The organism is Pseudomonas kilonensis, assembly GCF_001269885.1.
Lineage (GTDB): Bacteria > Pseudomonadota > Gammaproteobacteria > Pseudomonadales > Pseudomonadaceae > Aquipseudomonas > Aquipseudomonas kilonensis.
In genome coordinates this window covers 282,112-297,623 of sequence record NZ_LHVH01000017.1, presented here as the reverse complement: position 1 = coordinate 297,623, position 15,512 = coordinate 282,112, and the positions used below count along the sequence as shown (strand labels likewise).

The following is a 15,512-nucleotide window of genomic DNA, read 5'->3' as shown; positions in this document are numbered from 1 at the left end:
CCGACACCCGGAGAACGACCATGTCACCTCTAATTCGCCTGCTCGGCAGTTTCATCGCGCTGATGATGGCCATGGGCATTGGCCGCTTCGCCCTTACACCGCAGTTACCTCATTTAATCGGCGAAGGTCAGCTCGACTTGACCGCCGCCGGTCTGATTGCCGCGGCCAACTACCTGGGCTATTTCCTCGGCGCGCTGGACGCCATGTTCGCCCGCCGTCCGGAACAGGTGCGGCGACGGTTGCTCGGCGGCCTGTGGCTGTGCGTGCTGCTGACCCTGGCGTCGTTCTGGGCCTGGGGTTTCTGGCCACACCTGGCATTGCGTTTTGGCACCGGCGTGGCGAGCGCCTGGGTGATGGTGATGATCACCGCCCTGAGCCAACCCTTGGCAGCGGCGGCGGGACGACCACGGCTCGGCGCATTGGTGTTTGCCGGCCCTGGATTGGGGATATTTCTGACAGGTTTGTTGGCGTTGGGCTCGAACCTGCTGGGCCAGACCTCTGCGACCCTGTGGCTGGTATATGCCGGTGTGGGGTTGGCGATGTTGCTGGTGATCTTGCCGATCCTGCCGCAACCCGCCGCAACCGCGACCGTTGCAGCAACGGCCACTCCCTCACCGAACCGTGGCATCGCTCGACTCGGCGTGGTGTACGCCCTGTACGGCCTGGGCTACATCATCCCGGCCACGTTCCTGTCGCAAATGGCCTCGGCGCAGTTCCACGGGCAATGGCTGGCCGACCTGTTCTGGCCCTGCTTCGGCCTGGCCGCCGCCAGCGGCGTGTTGTTGGTCAGCCTGCGTCGACCCAACCCGAACACCACCGGTCGCTGGCTGATCGGTACGCTCTGGCTGCAAGCCGCCGGCGTATTTGCCTGCCTGCTGGGCAGCGGACCGGGCCTGGCATTGGGCGTAATTCTGTGTGGCACGCCGTTCCTGGCCTGCATGCAGCTGGTGATGCTGCGCTCCCGGGAACTGGCGCCCCACGCCACCCAGCGCAACGCTGGCCTGTTGACCGCCTGCTTTGCCGTGGGCCAGCTCAGCGGGCCACTGCTAGCGGCGCTGAGCAGCTATTTCAGCGGCGGCCTGCAACCGGCGCTGATCATCGCCGGCAGCGGTCTGCTGCTGGCCGGCGGCCTGTTGCTGCGGCCCGCCAGCCGGGGCGCGGCAAGGTCTTGCGCCCAGACCGCCCTGCGTTGATCAGGCCTGGCCGGCCGGGCTGAACGCTTTGTTCGACTGCGCGGTCGGCTCACGTCGCGCCAAGGCGAAATACAACACCCCGCCGAGGAAGCAACCGGTGAACCAGGCAAAGTTGGCCATCGGTTGCAGCAGCGGCGTGAAGGTGATCGCCACGCCCATCAGCGTTGCCGGGATCAGCGCCTTGACTGCGGTCCAGTTGATGCCACCGCTGTAGTAATAACGCCCGCTCGGCCCATCATTGAACAGCGCATCGACGTCGATCTGCTGTTTTTTGATCAGGTAGTAATCCACCAGCAGGATCCCGAACAGCGGGCCGATGAACGCCGCCAGCACATCCAGGGTGTAGTGGATCACTTCGGGGTTGTTGAACAGGTTCCACGGCGTAATGAAAATCGACGCCACTGCCGCGATCATGCCGCCGGCGCGCCAGCTGATCTTGCTGGGGGCGACGTTGGCGAAGTCGAAGGCTGGGGAAACGAAGTTGGCGACAATGTTGATGCCGATGGTGGCGGTCACAAAGGCAAAGGCGCCCAGCAAGACGGCCACACTGTTGTCGATGCGCGCCACAGTGGCGATCGGGTCATGGAGCATTTCGCCGAACACCGGCAAGGTCCCGGAAACAATCACCACGGTGACCAGGGAGAACGCCAGGAAATTCACCGGCAGCCCCCAGAAATTGCCTCGACGCACGTCAGACATGCTCCGGCAGTAACGGCTGAAATCGCCGAAGTTCAGGGTCGGACCGGAAAAGTACGACACCACCAACGCCGTCGCCACGATCACCTGGCCGAACGCCTGCCAACCGGACAGGGACTTTTCCGCCAGGGTGAAGCTGATGTTGCTCCAACCGGCCTTCCACACAATCCAACCGGCCAACAGGAACATCACCGCATAGACCACCGGCCCGGCCCAGTCGATGAAACGACGGATCGATTCCATACCGGTCCAGAACACCAGCGCCTGGACGAACCACAAGCTGAGGAAACCGAACCACCCCAGGTAGGACAAACCGGCAAAATGCGGCGTCGCGTAGGCTTCCATCGAAGGAAAAAACCGCAACACCACGATGATCAGCGCACTGGAGGCCAGGTACGTCTGAATGCCGTACCAGGCCACGGCGATCAAGCCACGGATGACTGCAGGAATATTCGCCCCGAACACGCCGAACGCCAGCCGACAGATCACCGGATACGGCACCGCCGCCTGCTGGCTCGGCCTGGCGACCAGATTGGCGATCAACTGCACGATGCAGATCCCGCCGAGCAAGGCAATCAACACCTGCCAACTCGCCAACCCCAGCGCGAACAGGCTGGCGGCAAACACATAGCCGCCCACACTGTGCACATCGCTCATCCAGAACGCGAAGATGTTGTACCAATTCCATTTCTGCGGCAACGGGCCCAAATCCTCGTTATAGAGGCGGGGGCTGTAGCCGTTGGGCAATTGCTCGGACATTGCGGGGCTCCTTTGAGGACCGCCGTGCCCCCGTATCGACCTGCTCACCATACTGCGCACGGGAGCCGGCATGGTTTGTATACGCGTTGCTACGCAGAATGCGTGCCATAGCGGCGAAATGTGAGACAAACCGGGGTGTGCAGCGGCGGTTAAAGCCGGGCAAGCGCAGGCATGCGCCCACGAACAGGGCGTGGGTGCATGCTAAAGGTGCAGGGTTTTGTATACAGAGGAAAGTCGCAGCGCGCCGCTATGTGGGAGCAAAGCTTGCTCGCGAAACAGGCGCCTCGGTTTCAGAAAGACCGCATCGCCTTCATCGCGGGCAAGCCTTGCTCCCACAGCGGGCCTCCCTGGCCACATAAAACCCTTACTTGCCACAGATGCAGTGGCTCGACTGAAGATCAGCTCAATTCAATGCGATCGGCATGAATGACAATCTGCCCATTCTTGTACAGCGCACCAATGGCTTTCTTGAAGTTGCCCTTGCTCACGCCAAACAGGCTGCTGATCAGCGCCGGGTCGCTCTTGTCGCTGACCGGCAAGGTGCCGTTGTTCTCACGCAACTTGGCGAGGATCTTCGCGTTAAGGCTGGTGGCGGCTTCCTGGCCCACCGGCTGCAGGCTCAGGCTGATCTTGCCGTCCGCGCGGATTTCCTTGATGAAGCCTTTTTCCTGTTTGCCGGCGCGCATGAACTTGAAGATTTCGTTCTTGTGGATCAGGCCCCAGTGCTTGTTATTGATGATCGCCTTGAAGCCCATGTCGGTGGCTTCGGCGACCAGCAAATCCACTTCCTGGCCCGGCGTATAGTTGGCCGGGGTCTTGTCCAGATAACGGTCCAGGCGCGCTGTGGCGGTGATGCGGCGGGTGTGCTTGTCGAGGTAGACATGCACCACGCAGTACTCGCCAGCGGTCATCTGGCGCTTTTCTTCGGAATACGGCAGCAACAGGTCCTTGGGCAGGCCCCAGTCCAGGAACACGCCGATGCTGTTGACTTCAACCACTTTCAAGCTGGCGAATTCACCCACCTGAACTTTCGGTTTTTCTGTGGTGGCGATCAGTTTGTCGTCGCTGTCCAGATAAATGAAAACATTGAGCCAGTCTTCATCTTCACTGGGAATATCCTTGGGAATATATCGATTGGGCAGCAGGATTTCGCCGTCCGCACCGCCATCCAGATATAAACCGAAGTTAGTGTGTTTAACCACTTGCAAACTGTTGTAGCGCCCGACTAAAGCCATTTCCAATACCCTCATTGCGTGGGCGGCATTCTACCCGGTTTTGCCGCGCGATTCGTGGTCGCAGGCAAGGTTTGCCAGCAAGGCCCTGCACAACCGTTGATTTTCCTGGGCTTACGCCACAGGCACGGCCATTCGTCAGGCGGGTGGCGCTGCGTATCGCTCGCCATCGGCGCCCTATTTCTCCCTCGGTTGTTATTTAAAACAGAGGCTTAGGGCAATAATTGCAGGAAAGTCGTCTATTATTCCCGTCACGACAGCGATAATTCAGAAGGATATTTGCCAAGCAATTGTCAAGTATTTCCTGTACGATGCCTGGCCCAATTAATTATCTACAGGTTAATGGCCGTCATGCGCGTAAAAGCATCCAACAGCAAAGCAAAGCCAGCTCCAGCCGTTGAAACCAGCGAGTCGATCAACGACCAGATCGCTGCGTTCCTCAAGTCCGGCGGCGAGATCCAGCAAATTGCCAAAGGCGTCAGCGGCCAGACATTCGGCCCGTCCAAGCAGATCAGCCTGGGCAAGAAGTAACCTGCGCGTCACCTGGTCCCAAAGCGCTTTGAGCTTCGAAGCGCTTGGACTGGAACCCTCCCCGCCTCACCCATTTCCCATGAATCGACGAACGGCCCTCGCTGCCGAGCATTCGCCGGTATGCTTGCACCTCTCTAGTCCAAGCGTTTCAGCTTAGTTACCGATCCTGCTTCTCGCTTTTCATGGAGTGAAGCATGCGCGCCCCTATTGTTCTGTTGATGATCAGCCTACTGACCTGTTCCCTCGCCCATGGGCAGGTATTCCAACGCGAACTCGGCGACTTCGACCTCAAGCTTGGCACCACCCCCAGCCGCAGCATGGCCGAGGGCCTGGTCACGCCGTCGAGCACCGGTTCGTTTCATGGTGGCCTGGACCTGAGCCACGACAGCGGCTGGTACGTCGGCCAGTGGTCCCCCAGCGCCGGCCTGACATCATCCGCCGACCTTGAGGTCGATTCCTACATAGGCTTTAAACAGCCCTTCGACCAGACCCTGGGTTACGAAGTCGGCCTGATCCACTACAGCTACCCCACCGTAGATACCCTCGACAGCCAGGAGTTCTACGGCGGCCTGACCGTACTCGGCAGCCGTCTTGGCGCCGCCCTGAGCAACGACCCGGACAAACAGAACAGCACGCTGTTTGCCGACCTGGGTGGCAATGTGCCGTTCGGCATTGGCATCAGCGCCAAATACACCACCCACCGGCTTAATACACCGGTCTCGGTCGAGAACGGTTATGTCGGCAGTTTCAGCGACTGGTCATTGAAAATTTCCCGCCCCTGGATGGGCATCGACCTGGACCTGATCTACAGCGACTCAAGCCTCAGCGGCAGCAGTTGCTCGGCCTACTCCGGCCACAACAGCGAATGCGACAGCCTGCTGACCCTCAAGATGGCCCATCCTTTTTACTAAGCGTTACTTATTCGATCGGCTGAACTGCCGCGCACCTGCCATGCTCAAACAAAGCACCTACGCCTTTGCAAGGACTCGCTCATGCCGCGCTGGTTGACCCGCACCGCCATGTTCATCGCCCTGCTGCTGACGCTCACCGCCTGCAGCCGTATAGGCCTGGCCTACCGCAACCTCGACCTGATCATCCCCTGGACCCTCAACGATTACCTGGAGATCAACGGCGAGAAAAAGGACTGGTTCAACGAACGCCTCGAGGAACACCTGAGCTGGCATTGCACCACCCAATTGCCCGGCTACCTCGACTGGCTGGATCGCCTCAAGACCATGGTGCAAACCGAGCAGGTAACCGACGAAGCCCTGCAGCAGCGTACCCGGGAAGCCAAGGCCGCCATCGCCGAAACCGCCCGGGCAATCACCCCTTCGGCCATCGAACTGCTGCAAGGCCTGAACGACGACCAAGTCGATGACATGGACGCCGCCTTCGTCAAGGACCAGCGCAAACGCCAGCAGCAATACCTCAAGCCGACGTCGCAGGAGCAGATCCAGCAACGCAGCGAACGCATGGTCAAACGCCTGAACGACTGGCTCGGCCCGCTCAACGACGCCCAGCGCCAACGGGTGATGGCCTGGTCCACCGCCCTCGGCGACCAGAACCAGCAATGGATCGCCAACCGCGCCCACTGGCAAAACCAGTTCAGCGAAGCCGTAGCCCAACGCCACAGCCCCGACTTTCCCAAACGCATCGAGCAACTGCTGGTCAATCGCGAAAGCCTCTGGACCCCTGCCTACCGCGAGGCCTTCAGCAAAACCGAAGCCCAGGCCCGCAGCCTGCTGGTGGACCTGATGGCCGAAAGCACCCCGCTCCAGCGCGAACGGCTGCTGAAGAAAATCGACGGGGTGAAGAAGGATTTCACAGATTTGAAGTGCCTGAAGGCAACACGCTCCTAAAACCACTGAGATTCCATGTGAGAGCGAGCTTGTGTGGGATTCAGTGCAGGCCTGTCAGGCAATCTGCGGCTTCGAAGCCAACTCATCAAACGTAGACTCATCCAGTGCATCTTCCTGATCATCCAGCACCTGGCGCGGGTGATCGTTACCCGGAATGCTGCTGTCGATCAGGCTCAACAACCGCGAGCCCCGCGGCGTCAGCACAAAATTCCCGCCGTTACCGCCCTCTTCCTCCGGCCGAGGCTCAATATAGCCACGCATGAGCAGCAACTTTTCGTACTCCCCAGCAACCGTTTTCAGATGATCGAGGTTCTCGATCGCCTCGCCTTCAGCCGCCTTCGCCGCCGCATACTGCTCCGCATAAGGCCGAGGGGTAAAGCTGTGACCGGCGCCGTTCTGCACTTCGTGCAACAACCGTTCGATCAAGTCCCAGTTATAAGTCGTCATCCTGGTCCATCCTCCAAAGAGTGAGATGCCTACTTAGGTTGTGACCGAGGCGCTGCGCCGCCGTTCCGCCGGGTTTCCGGGCGGTCTCAACCTTGAACCGACCAACGGCCTGTCGAAACGCTCCGGGGCCAAACGACCAACTGTTGAAGGCCGATTTCGCGGCTCTGACCACAGGAGAAATCACCATGAACGTAGAGAACCATCCAGTCGTCTCGCGGGAAGAATGGCTCGCCGCCCGCCGCCAGCACCTGGCCCACGAAAAAGCCTTCACCCGCGAACGGGACAAACTCAGCGCCGAACGCCGCGCGCTGCCCTGGGTAAAAATCGAAAAACCCTACCGCTTCCAAGGCCCCCAGGGCGAACTGAGCCTGGCCGACCTGTTCGGCGGCCGCAGCCAACTGATCATCTACCACTTCATGTTCGCCGAAGGCTGGAAAGAAGGCTGCCCAGGGTGCTCATTCCTGTCCGACCACATCGACGGTGCCAACCAGCACCTGGCCCACCACGACGTCGCCATCGTGGCCGTCTCCCACGCGCCCTTCGCCGAATTCCAACCCTTCAAACGCCGCATGGGCTGGGCCTTCGATTGGGTCTCATCCGAAGGCTGCGACTTCAACTACGACTTCGGCGTCAGCTTCAAAACCGAAGACACCGCCGCCGGAAAAGCCACCTACAACTACGAAACAACCGACACCACCGAAGGCGAACTCCCCGGCCTGAGCGTCTTCTATCGCAACGAAGCCGGCGACATCTTCCACACCTACTCCACCTACGCCCGCGGCCTCGACATCCTGGTCGGCACCTACAACTACCTCGACCTGACGCCCAAGGGCCGCAACGAAGAGGAAATCATGGACTGGGTGCGGCACCACGATAAATACGATGAGGCCAAGCCCCACGGCTGCTGCCACAGCTGATGCGCCAACCCGCCCAGTCGAGCGCGATCCCGTGGCGAGGGAGCTTGCTCCCGCTCGACTGCGTAGCGGTCGTCTGTTTTGCCTTAACCACAGCGCTACGCGATAGCGTTTGATGTAATCGGAGAGCTGCGGGCACACGTAACAGAATTAATGACAACGGGCGGCTTCTCAGCCGCCCGCTTCATAGTATTAATTTGCTCATCGCCGATGGCCCTGCTGGGCCTGCATGTATTGGCGAAGAAGCTGATTGATGCGTGTCTGATAGCCCGCGCCCTGCCCCTTGAACCACTCAACCACATCGGCATCAAGGCGAATAGTCACCGCCTGCTTTACCGGCACACGCAGCTCGGCGCGACGGAAGAAGTCCTCATCCAATTCGGGGATATCGCTGGTATCGATGTCCGCATCATCCAACTTGGCCAAGCGCTCCCAGTCAGTTTTCGATGTTTTCGACATAACGTATGGCCTCCTGCTTAGTGGCTTTTCGGGCGGAGATGATGCGGATCACATCGTCCCGCCGTTCGGTATACACGACCACGCCAATCAACGTTTTGATCAATCCGATAGTGATCCAACGCTCTTCGCCGTAGGCCATTCGGTCATCGTGGAAGACCAGCATCGGATGCTGGAAAATGCCCGGCACGTCGTTGAAGTCGATGCCGTGCTTAAGAATGTTGGCCCGGTTCTTGGCTTCGTCCCATTCAAATAGCATGGGACCTTCTGTACTTACTTGCGTACATACACAGTACTCTCCTCTGCAGAAATACACAGCCCCGGTAGCTCGATGAGATGACCATCGGATCACTAGCGACATTGGAAACAGCTCAGAAGGCGCAACCGTATTCGACGCATGACGCCTCTTTCCCGAAGATTACTGTCGTAACCGTCCATCTGAAATCAGACGCATCCTGTAAAAAAGTGCGAAAGGTCCTGCGCAGAGGTGGAAACCTCCTGCGAAATGGACAGATATGATGGCAAACAGGTCGTAGTAGGAAACGAGGGACTGACTTCGCATCACGTTGAATACGAAGGAGGAAAGCCCCACGGTTGCTGATACGACTAAGCACAATCCTCAAATCGATCATCGCTCCCGTGGCGAGGGAGCTTGCTCCCGCTCGACTGCGCAGCAGTCGCTTGCTTTAAGCCGACAAATACCAGGCCAAACGTCCTACATGAAGCTCGGAAAGCGGTGTCTTGTGGCTCAAGAGCGGATCGCCCTATAGTCCCTCGTCGCCCAAAAAGGCGACCGGGTTTGGCGACCCGATCTACAGAGAGACTCATCAACTTTCGAGGCTCTGCTTATGACTAGATACATGCCCATCACCGGAATCGACTGCACCCCGGCCACCCTACTCATCGACACCGAAGCCCCGCTCGATGTCCTCTTCGAAACCGCCGACTACCGCATCCGTACCGTGACCCAGTTACTGGAAAATATCGCGTTCCGTTCGGATATCAGCTCCGATACGGTGGTGCTATCCGATTTTTGCAAAATGCTGACGATAGCGTTGCGCGATGGTTGTGATGTGATGGACGTGATTGGGAGACGGTTGCGGGCGCAAGCTGCTGGGTAACGAAAACGGGCGACCTTTGGGCCGTCCGTTTTTCACATGCACGGAGAGCAAAATGATCGAGACCTTTACAGATTTTGACCCCGCAGAGTATCTCAGTACTCCAGAGGCCATTGTGGAGTTCATGAGAGATACCCAGGAAACCGGCGATACAAGCTATATCGACAAAGCGATAGAAGTAGTCGCACGCGCCAAGGAGAGGACCGAATTGTCTAGGGAATGCCCCATGCGAAAGCGAGCTTTCCTACCAGCAACAAATCAACATGCTGGCGAGCAAACTCGCAGATCGGGACTCTTGGGTACAAACCAAATTTTACATCTAAAACCTACACAGATATGCGGTCCGTCCCTGAAGAGCCGTACTCCAAGACCAGTCTTTTTCATTTTTTTCAGGTATATCAGCTAGTTGGCCGTTAAATAAGCACCATTAAAATCCGTCCCACTTTTCCCATTACTTCCGTACCTCCGCACTTCCGAAGGTTAAGTTAGCGCCATTCAAATCTGCCAACTTGCCCGCCCTAGTTACTTATGTAGATACTGTCACCTGACCATCCTTCAGGCTGTACAACCCTTGCAAAACTCCTGTCACAACAGGTAAATCAAAGACACTCTCCGAAGAAAATGAAATGGGAAAATCCGAACGAATCACTTGCAGCTCTGGAGAATAGTTTTCCCACATCGGTTCGCTCATCCCACTCCAAAAATTAATGCACTGATCCACACCGACAAACATGACAGGCTGCAGGTGACCAATGGCCGAACTAACACCCCAATAGATGTACCCTATATATCTAGCACCGCAACAGGTTTGAAACCAAGCCCTGACAATGACTTGAAACCCTATATCAATCCGCTCCTTAGAGCATATAGGACGTACGGTCAGCTCGTTCTGGACAGTCTCATCCATAGGGAAATACCAAACACCATGCTCTTCGATATCTCGCGCCGTCAAATCGTATACCTGCTTATCAAGCATAAACCACCTACTTAATTAAATATTTAATACACTCAAAGAGTTCTGGACGCCCAATATCCTTATAAGCCTGCTGCAACCCCGCTTTTATTTGACCAGAAGTATAGATTGCTTTTTTACCTTCCTTCATTGGCGGCAAATATTGATTGATCGCTTTATGCATGGCATCTGGATTAATCGCTCCAGTGTGAGCATATTGAGTAATCAAAGTAGCCGGATGATCAAGCATATCGTTACGGCTGGGAAAACCAGGGACAGACCACGTTTTCTATCTGAGAAACGCACAGATAACGTGGTCTGTCCCCGGTTCTGCAATCGCGAAAAAAACTCATCTCTTCGCTGATCGAAAGACAACTCAGGACTCCACGACTCGATAGAACTAAAAATAGCAGTCAACCCCCAAACCAAAGGAACAATTGGAGGAAGGCATTTTAAAACCAAAGCAAACTTATCAAAGCTCATACTTAGCAAGTAAATCAGCTACTTCACCCACCTTCATGGGATCTTTATACGCAAGAGCCAACAAAGAACTCTTTACAGCTTCGCGAACCACGGAGACATCATAGCTTCTGCACTCCGGTTCAATCCCGCTAAAATTGTGATCGGCCGAGAACTCATAGAACTCACGACCACTTTCATCCTTCAAACACTCAAACTCCCACCCTGGATCTCCCATTAGCCCGCCATGTAGAGTAAAAAACCTCTCAAAAAACTTATTCAAGTCATAATCGGAATAATACTCAATAGCAAACCAAAGCACCCAAAACAACAAATCTCTATCATCCCCTGGGAGCTCCCCCCATTTCATCTCACAACTCCAATTGGGAAAGCAGTCGGAACATACATTTGCTCACCTTTAATATTCACCGGAACTTGGAATCTAACGTTACGCACGACAACCTCCTGAATTGCATTACCCGTCGACTGATATTGAATCAACGCTTTGTGGGCTGCTTCATTAGCCATGCTCGGCATATCCGGATATACTTTCGGGTCATATACTGTTTTCAACGCATCCTTTTTAGCTGTAGGTAGCTGATATTCGACCTTATAGATCCCTGGAGCGACTTCAACTTTCGACGAAAGCGTACCAGAGGAATCAGTCAGAACCTTCATAAAGTTACTCAAGTCATGTCCTCCTGATATTTGCTTTCCTGAAACAGTTGCATTTACGAGATAATCCCTCAGATCAGGCCGAACAACACCACGGCCGATAAAATCGGGGCACACAGGGACAGACCACATTTCTATCTAAGATACTGCACAGATAACGTGGGCTGTCCCCATTACCCAAAATTCGTCCCCTTTTTAACCCGTACTGAATAAGGTTTACACCTTCCAATCCACTTTTCAGGAGGATGAGGCCATCCACTCAACATCAAAATCAACTAATTGGGCTTGAAGTCCCGTTTCATGCTCAAACCAATAGTCGAATCCTTCACCTTCATTTTTTTCCAAGAATAAATAATACCGAAAAAGGGGACGAAAAAGCGAAAAAGGGGACAGATTTATTTTTCCAAATCAATCCTTGGCCTACCCTGCCCTCGTTGCTCTATTCGTACACCAACAATCCGCTCCACCTCGTCCACAAAACGGCTCGTCCCCGTCAACTGACCTCGTTGCAGAGCATCCCGAATCAATCTGATCTCATCCGTTGGAACGGCTTGGCGCACGAACGTCTCATACCGACGACAACGCTCCGCAGTTGTATTACCCAGAGCAACAAAGCATGGATCAGCATCCAGCCAATGGCCGTCTGGCACATTACCTACCCGGGCTCGATAGCTCGACCATGGGTAATCCGCAGCATCAGCCACCATACGAGCCCGTACAGGATTCAGCTCGATGTAACGGCAACAGGCAAGCAAGTAAGAATCCGACTGCACCACACTGGATTTGTAACGGCTTTCTCATAAAGTGCCTGAACGCCCCTCCAACCGATTGCGGTAGCGCGTCGCACGTGCCGCCAGAGCCTTCATCAACTGCCCCAACCCAGCGACCGACTCCCCCGGAGCCAGCAACAGATGAACATGATTGGTCATCAGACAATAGGCGTAGACCTTTACGCCAAATGCATCCTTAAGTTCACGCAGGTCCGTGAGGTAGCGTTGATAATCCTCAGCGACAGCAAACACCACCTGACGGTTATGACCGCGTTGTACGATATGGTGTGGGTAATTCGATAAAACAATACGTCCCATCCTGGGCATATTTGATTCCTCCTCCGTGGAAGCTTTCAGCGTAGCAAAGAATCAAAAAATAAATCTGTCCCCTTTTTTCGCTTTTTTCGTCCCCTTTTTTCCGCAGAATATCTCAGCACATCAGAGGCCATTGCAGAGTTCATGAGAGAGGCCCGGGAAACCGGCGATACAAGCTATATCGACAAAGCCATGGAAGTAGTCGCACGCGCCAAGGGGATGACCGAATTGTCCAGGGAATGAATCATGCGAAAGCGAGCTTTCCTACCTGCAACAAATCAACATGCTGGCGAGCAACCCACAGATCGTAAAGCGGCAACAATCCAGGTTTCTATCTATTCTCGTTTCGCCCTTTGCAGCTGCGGCCGGGTCCGTCACCCATAAAAAAACCGGACCCAAGGTCCGGTTTTTTTATTGAAAGAGCGTTGCTCCTGTTTCAGACAGCAGGGCGGTCCGCGTTTGCGACCCTCCTGCTCGAGGTGTTTGGCTGCTACTTGCCCGTATTCTCAACCACGTCCTGATTCTGAAAGCCCAAAGCATATTTCCGGGCCCGCTCAACCATGGTGTGAGGATCCGGCAAGCCTACGGTTTCTGGGTTCCTGAAGCCGGTAGGCTCAACGAAGTTCGGCGTATGAGGTTTGACCTTGGGTGGTTTGATCGCATCAAACAGGAAACTGAAGCCTTGTTTCAATTGGCTCTGGGCAATGCCGTGACACCCCATGCAACCGCCCATGGTCAGGCTTTGCGTGCCGTGGTCATAATCTGGCACCCTGATGTTCTTAAAGTCACGGGTATTGGTCAGGACGCTGTCCTCTGGAATGGGGAAAGAATTGCCTCCGCGAAACAGCTGGATCCCCGGCTGGCTGCTTTCGACCATGATATTGGCCAGGTAGTAATCCGGGTCTGTTTGTTCGCTCGAAGGGATGGCCTGCACCCCTTTAAGCCGGTAATGCTTCCAGACTGAATCGGTGAACTCGCTGCTCCCCTCCATCAGCGCCTGAACCTGTTTGTTGACCGCAGCGACTTCGTTAAAGACGGTTAGCGGTTGCACTACAGTGATCGGACCGGCCTGCCCCTTGGGTATCCCCTTGGTACCGGAGTAGATTCGTGGGTTAACGCTCGACGCCACGAAATCGGTCTTGGGCAGGACAACCTTATGGATTGCGTTGCCGTCGGAGAACTTAGCGACCGGTGGACCATCAGGCTTCAATGCGGAAATGGTGGGGTAATCAATCCTATTGTAGTTGGCGATGTAGTAGAGCCCCGTCGAGTTGCCGTCAGGTAATGTGAGGGCATCTTCGTGCTCGAACGTGGCAAAGATGAAGGTCGGGTAATTCGCCGTCTTATGGATGATGTGCAACGCAACCAATGCGTAGTCTTCGTTGTGAGCCGTCGGATTAGCATCGGTGCCTTGGTAGGTCACCACCGTTGCCGTATGGTAGCGCCCGCGATTCTCTACTGGGATGTCTGCCAGCTTGCGCCATGCCGCCTTGACCTCCACCGCGCCGTCGGGCAAGACGATATTGGTTTCGGGATAGCTCGTCAGCTTCTGAGCGTACTCATAGATGACCGGATTCGCCTTCGCCTCAAACAATATCTGGCTGTCCTTTGAAGGCGCGTAGTCCCCGGTTGGGTCTTCTGTTGTCTTCGCTGCATGTGGAGGATTAACCGGGAAAAATATGGCGTTCTGACCGATTTGGGTCGCCTCGTCCAAATTGTTGTAATGAGCATAGGTAGCGCCCGACGCCAAAGGTGCCCCCTGGGGAAACTCGATATAACTGTATTGCGGGTCAGAACCAAACGGACGCGTAGGGCCGCCTGCTCCGTTTCTGTTCATTCCTGGAAACAACTCGGTACGGTGAGCGAAGGTTTGCCATAACAAGGGACTGGGAGACTTCGGCACCTTGCCCGAATCGGCAAAGCTGCTGGCGGGGTTGCCGACGCCGCGGTTAGCGGGCAATGGTGCCGCAGCCGTATTGTTGAGTGCGAAAAAGCTGCGCCAGGCGAAGGTTGCATAGTCGGTATGGCTAAGGCCCGTCGGCAGATCCACAGGCAGTTGCGGGTCACGCGCGGTTAGATCGCTTGTAGTAATAGCATAGGAAACCCCCAACCCCGAGGGGTAGGCAGAGCGCCCGGAATAAGCGTAATAAGGCGCCCATTTAAGTCCAGCGGTTGAACCGGTTGAACCGGTTGGGCCGATTGAATCGGCTGAATAATAAGTATTGGGGCCACTGCTGATGAACAAGCGCTCATTGACCATCGTTGCACTGTTCAGGGGGCTCTTGTCAGGTATCCCCGTCAGCCCCTGCTTCACGCCCCAGTTACCACCCCGGTCATAAGTACGCTCGAACAGGCCGCCGTTAAAAAAAGTGTAATAGACCCTCAAATCACCGTTATAGACGACAGGTACCAGATTCACGATCGTCTCGGGGCCTTCTTGGAATGCGGTTTTTTCCGGGCTCCATTTATCGCCATCATAGGTCACGTAATAAACAGCCTTACCCCTGTTTTCGTTATACAAGATGAACAACTGACCGTTATAGACGACAGGCTTGTTACTTGCGGCCGTATGGACGGTCGGAACAGAGCTGACATTAGGCGGCCAGCCGTTTCCATCCCGAGAGCTGATAGTATTTAAGCGACCTTGCACATCAGCAAAGGTCAGTACCAGTTCTTGCTTGAATACGGTTGCCGAGACATCAGTCAAGATGCTGCCCACCGGGATGAATTTTGGTGCGGACCAGCTTTTCCCCTCTACTGAGGAGGAATAATAGATTTTTTTCTGATCATCTCTACTGGTCCAGAACATATAGACCTGGCCCTTGAACGACTGCACCACCGGAACAGTGTATGTGGACTTGAATGGCACAGTGCTCGTCGAAGAAGGCTTGCCGCCTGAGGCGGCTGGATTGTCAAAGACATCGACGACAATCCCCCCACCTTGTAATAGCGGCGTGGCGGTAATCAGCCGCTCCGCATAGGCCGATGAGAGCGCAAATAAACCACACAGACACAACACCAACCGACCGAGTATCGTTCTAAGGCTCATAGGTTTCATTCCTTGAGTGAGTGACTACCTCAGGTCATACGTATGCCTGGATAGTTGTTCCATTTGCTAAAGCATGATCTGCACCAA

The 15,512-nt window shown here is 55.5% G+C and carries 17 protein-coding genes and 2 pseudogenes; 8 read left to right on the top strand and 11 right to left on the bottom strand.

Features of this window, described 5'->3' with window-relative positions:
- Positions 1-20 precede the first annotated feature (20 nt).
- Entirely contained in the window at positions 21-1,193 is a 1,173-nt protein-coding gene (locus tag AD662_RS07975; protein WP_053186488.1) for an MFS transporter, read from the top strand.
- On the opposite strand, the gene AD662_RS07970 is transcribed toward AD662_RS07975, so the two are convergent.
- Entirely contained in the window at positions 1,194-2,648 is a 1,455-nt protein-coding gene (locus AD662_RS07970; protein ID WP_053178467.1) for an NCS1 family nucleobase:cation symporter-1, read from the bottom strand.
- Between the two features lie 398 nt (positions 2,649-3,046).
- Positions 3,047-3,883: a CvfB family protein gene (locus tag AD662_RS07965; RefSeq protein WP_018607617.1), complete on the bottom strand. Its 837-nt coding sequence runs from the start codon at positions 3,881-3,883 to the stop codon at positions 3,047-3,049.
- Between the two features lie 339 nt (positions 3,884-4,222).
- On the opposite strand from AD662_RS07965, the gene AD662_RS07960 reads away from it, so the two are divergent.
- The 3 genes from AD662_RS07960 (at position 4,223) to AD662_RS07950 (ending at position 6,270) form a co-directional block, all read left to right on the top strand.
- Positions 4,223-4,411: a hypothetical protein gene (locus tag AD662_RS07960; RefSeq protein ID WP_018607615.1), complete on the top strand. Its 189-nt coding sequence runs from the start codon at positions 4,223-4,225 to the stop codon at positions 4,409-4,411.
- 194 nt (positions 4,412-4,605) lie between these two features.
- On the top strand, positions 4,606-5,322 hold the full coding sequence (locus AD662_RS07955) for a TorF family putative porin (protein WP_018607613.1): 717 nt from the start codon (positions 4,606-4,608) through the stop codon (positions 5,320-5,322).
- Positions 5,323-5,403: 81 nt separating this feature from the next.
- Positions 5,404-6,270, top strand: a complete 867-nt coding sequence (locus tag AD662_RS07950) for a DUF6279 family lipoprotein (RefSeq protein ID WP_053186486.1) — start codon at positions 5,404-5,406, stop codon at positions 6,268-6,270.
- A gap of 54 nt (positions 6,271-6,324) precedes the next feature.
- Here AD662_RS07950 and AD662_RS07945 read toward each other — a convergent pair whose 3' ends face one another.
- Positions 6,325-6,717: a hypothetical protein gene (locus AD662_RS07945; protein WP_018607609.1), complete on the bottom strand. Its 393-nt coding sequence runs from the start codon at positions 6,715-6,717 to the stop codon at positions 6,325-6,327.
- A gap of 185 nt (positions 6,718-6,902) precedes the next feature.
- Here AD662_RS07945 and AD662_RS07940 point away from each other — a divergent pair, with 185 nt between their 5' ends.
- Positions 6,903-7,634, top strand: a complete 732-nt coding sequence (locus AD662_RS07940; protein ID WP_053186483.1) for a DUF899 domain-containing protein — start codon at positions 6,903-6,905, stop codon at positions 7,632-7,634.
- A 198-nt stretch (positions 7,635-7,832) separates the two neighbouring features.
- Here the strand turns inward: AD662_RS07940 and AD662_RS07935 are convergent, their stop codons facing one another.
- Positions 7,833-8,090: a BrnA antitoxin family protein gene (locus tag AD662_RS07935; RefSeq protein ID WP_053186480.1), complete on the bottom strand. Its 258-nt coding sequence runs from the start codon at positions 8,088-8,090 to the stop codon at positions 7,833-7,835.
- Positions 8,068-8,346, bottom strand: coding sequence for a BrnT family toxin (locus AD662_RS07930; protein WP_053186477.1), 279 nt, complete (start codon positions 8,344-8,346; stop codon positions 8,068-8,070). The genes AD662_RS07935 and AD662_RS07930 overlap by 23 nt, the downstream gene beginning before the upstream one ends.
- Positions 8,347-8,935: 589 nt before the next feature.
- Between AD662_RS07930 and AD662_RS07925 the strand changes: the two genes are divergently transcribed.
- Positions 8,936-9,208, top strand: coding sequence for a hypothetical protein (locus AD662_RS07925; RefSeq protein WP_053186474.1), 273 nt, complete (start codon positions 8,936-8,938; stop codon positions 9,206-9,208).
- Positions 9,209-9,260: 52 nt separating this feature from the next.
- Complete coding sequence (locus tag AD662_RS29990; protein WP_074849585.1) at positions 9,261-9,611, top strand: helix-turn-helix domain-containing transcriptional regulator; 351 nt, start codon at positions 9,261-9,263, stop codon at positions 9,609-9,611.
- Positions 9,612-9,731: 120 nt separating this feature from the next.
- On the opposite strand, the gene AD662_RS07915 is transcribed toward AD662_RS29990, so the two are convergent.
- The 5 genes and pseudogenes from AD662_RS07915 to AD662_RS28260 form a co-directional block, all read right to left on the bottom strand.
- A complete protein-coding gene (locus AD662_RS07915) occupies positions 9,732-10,181 on the bottom strand; it encodes a hypothetical protein (protein ID WP_053186472.1) in 450 nt (149 codons plus the stop codon).
- A gap of 7 nt (positions 10,182-10,188) precedes the next feature.
- Complete coding sequence (locus AD662_RS29210) at positions 10,189-10,407, bottom strand: hypothetical protein (protein ID WP_139213078.1); 219 nt, start codon at positions 10,405-10,407, stop codon at positions 10,189-10,191.
- Between the two features lie 222 nt (positions 10,408-10,629).
- Positions 10,630-10,986, bottom strand: a complete 357-nt coding sequence (locus tag AD662_RS07910; RefSeq protein ID WP_053186470.1) for a hypothetical protein — start codon at positions 10,984-10,986, stop codon at positions 10,630-10,632.
- On the bottom strand, positions 10,983-11,294 hold the full coding sequence (locus AD662_RS07905; protein ID WP_053186467.1) for a hypothetical protein: 312 nt from the start codon (positions 11,292-11,294) through the stop codon (positions 10,983-10,985). Before AD662_RS07905 ends, AD662_RS07910 begins: the two co-directional genes overlap by 4 nt.
- A gap of 392 nt (positions 11,295-11,686) precedes the next feature.
- Positions 11,687-12,388: pseudogene (locus AD662_RS28260) on the bottom strand (transposase).
- 93 nt (positions 12,389-12,481) lie between these two features.
- On the opposite strand from AD662_RS28260, the pseudogene AD662_RS29750 reads away from it, so the two are divergent.
- A pseudogene (locus AD662_RS29750) lies at positions 12,482-12,616 on the top strand (helix-turn-helix domain-containing protein); the annotation flags it as partial.
- Positions 12,617-12,866: 250 nt separating this feature from the next.
- Here the strand turns inward: AD662_RS29750 and AD662_RS07900 are convergent.
- Entirely contained in the window at positions 12,867-15,425 is a 2,559-nt protein-coding gene (locus tag AD662_RS07900) for a hypothetical protein (protein ID WP_053186464.1), read from the bottom strand.
- Positions 15,426-15,512 lie beyond the last annotated feature (87 nt).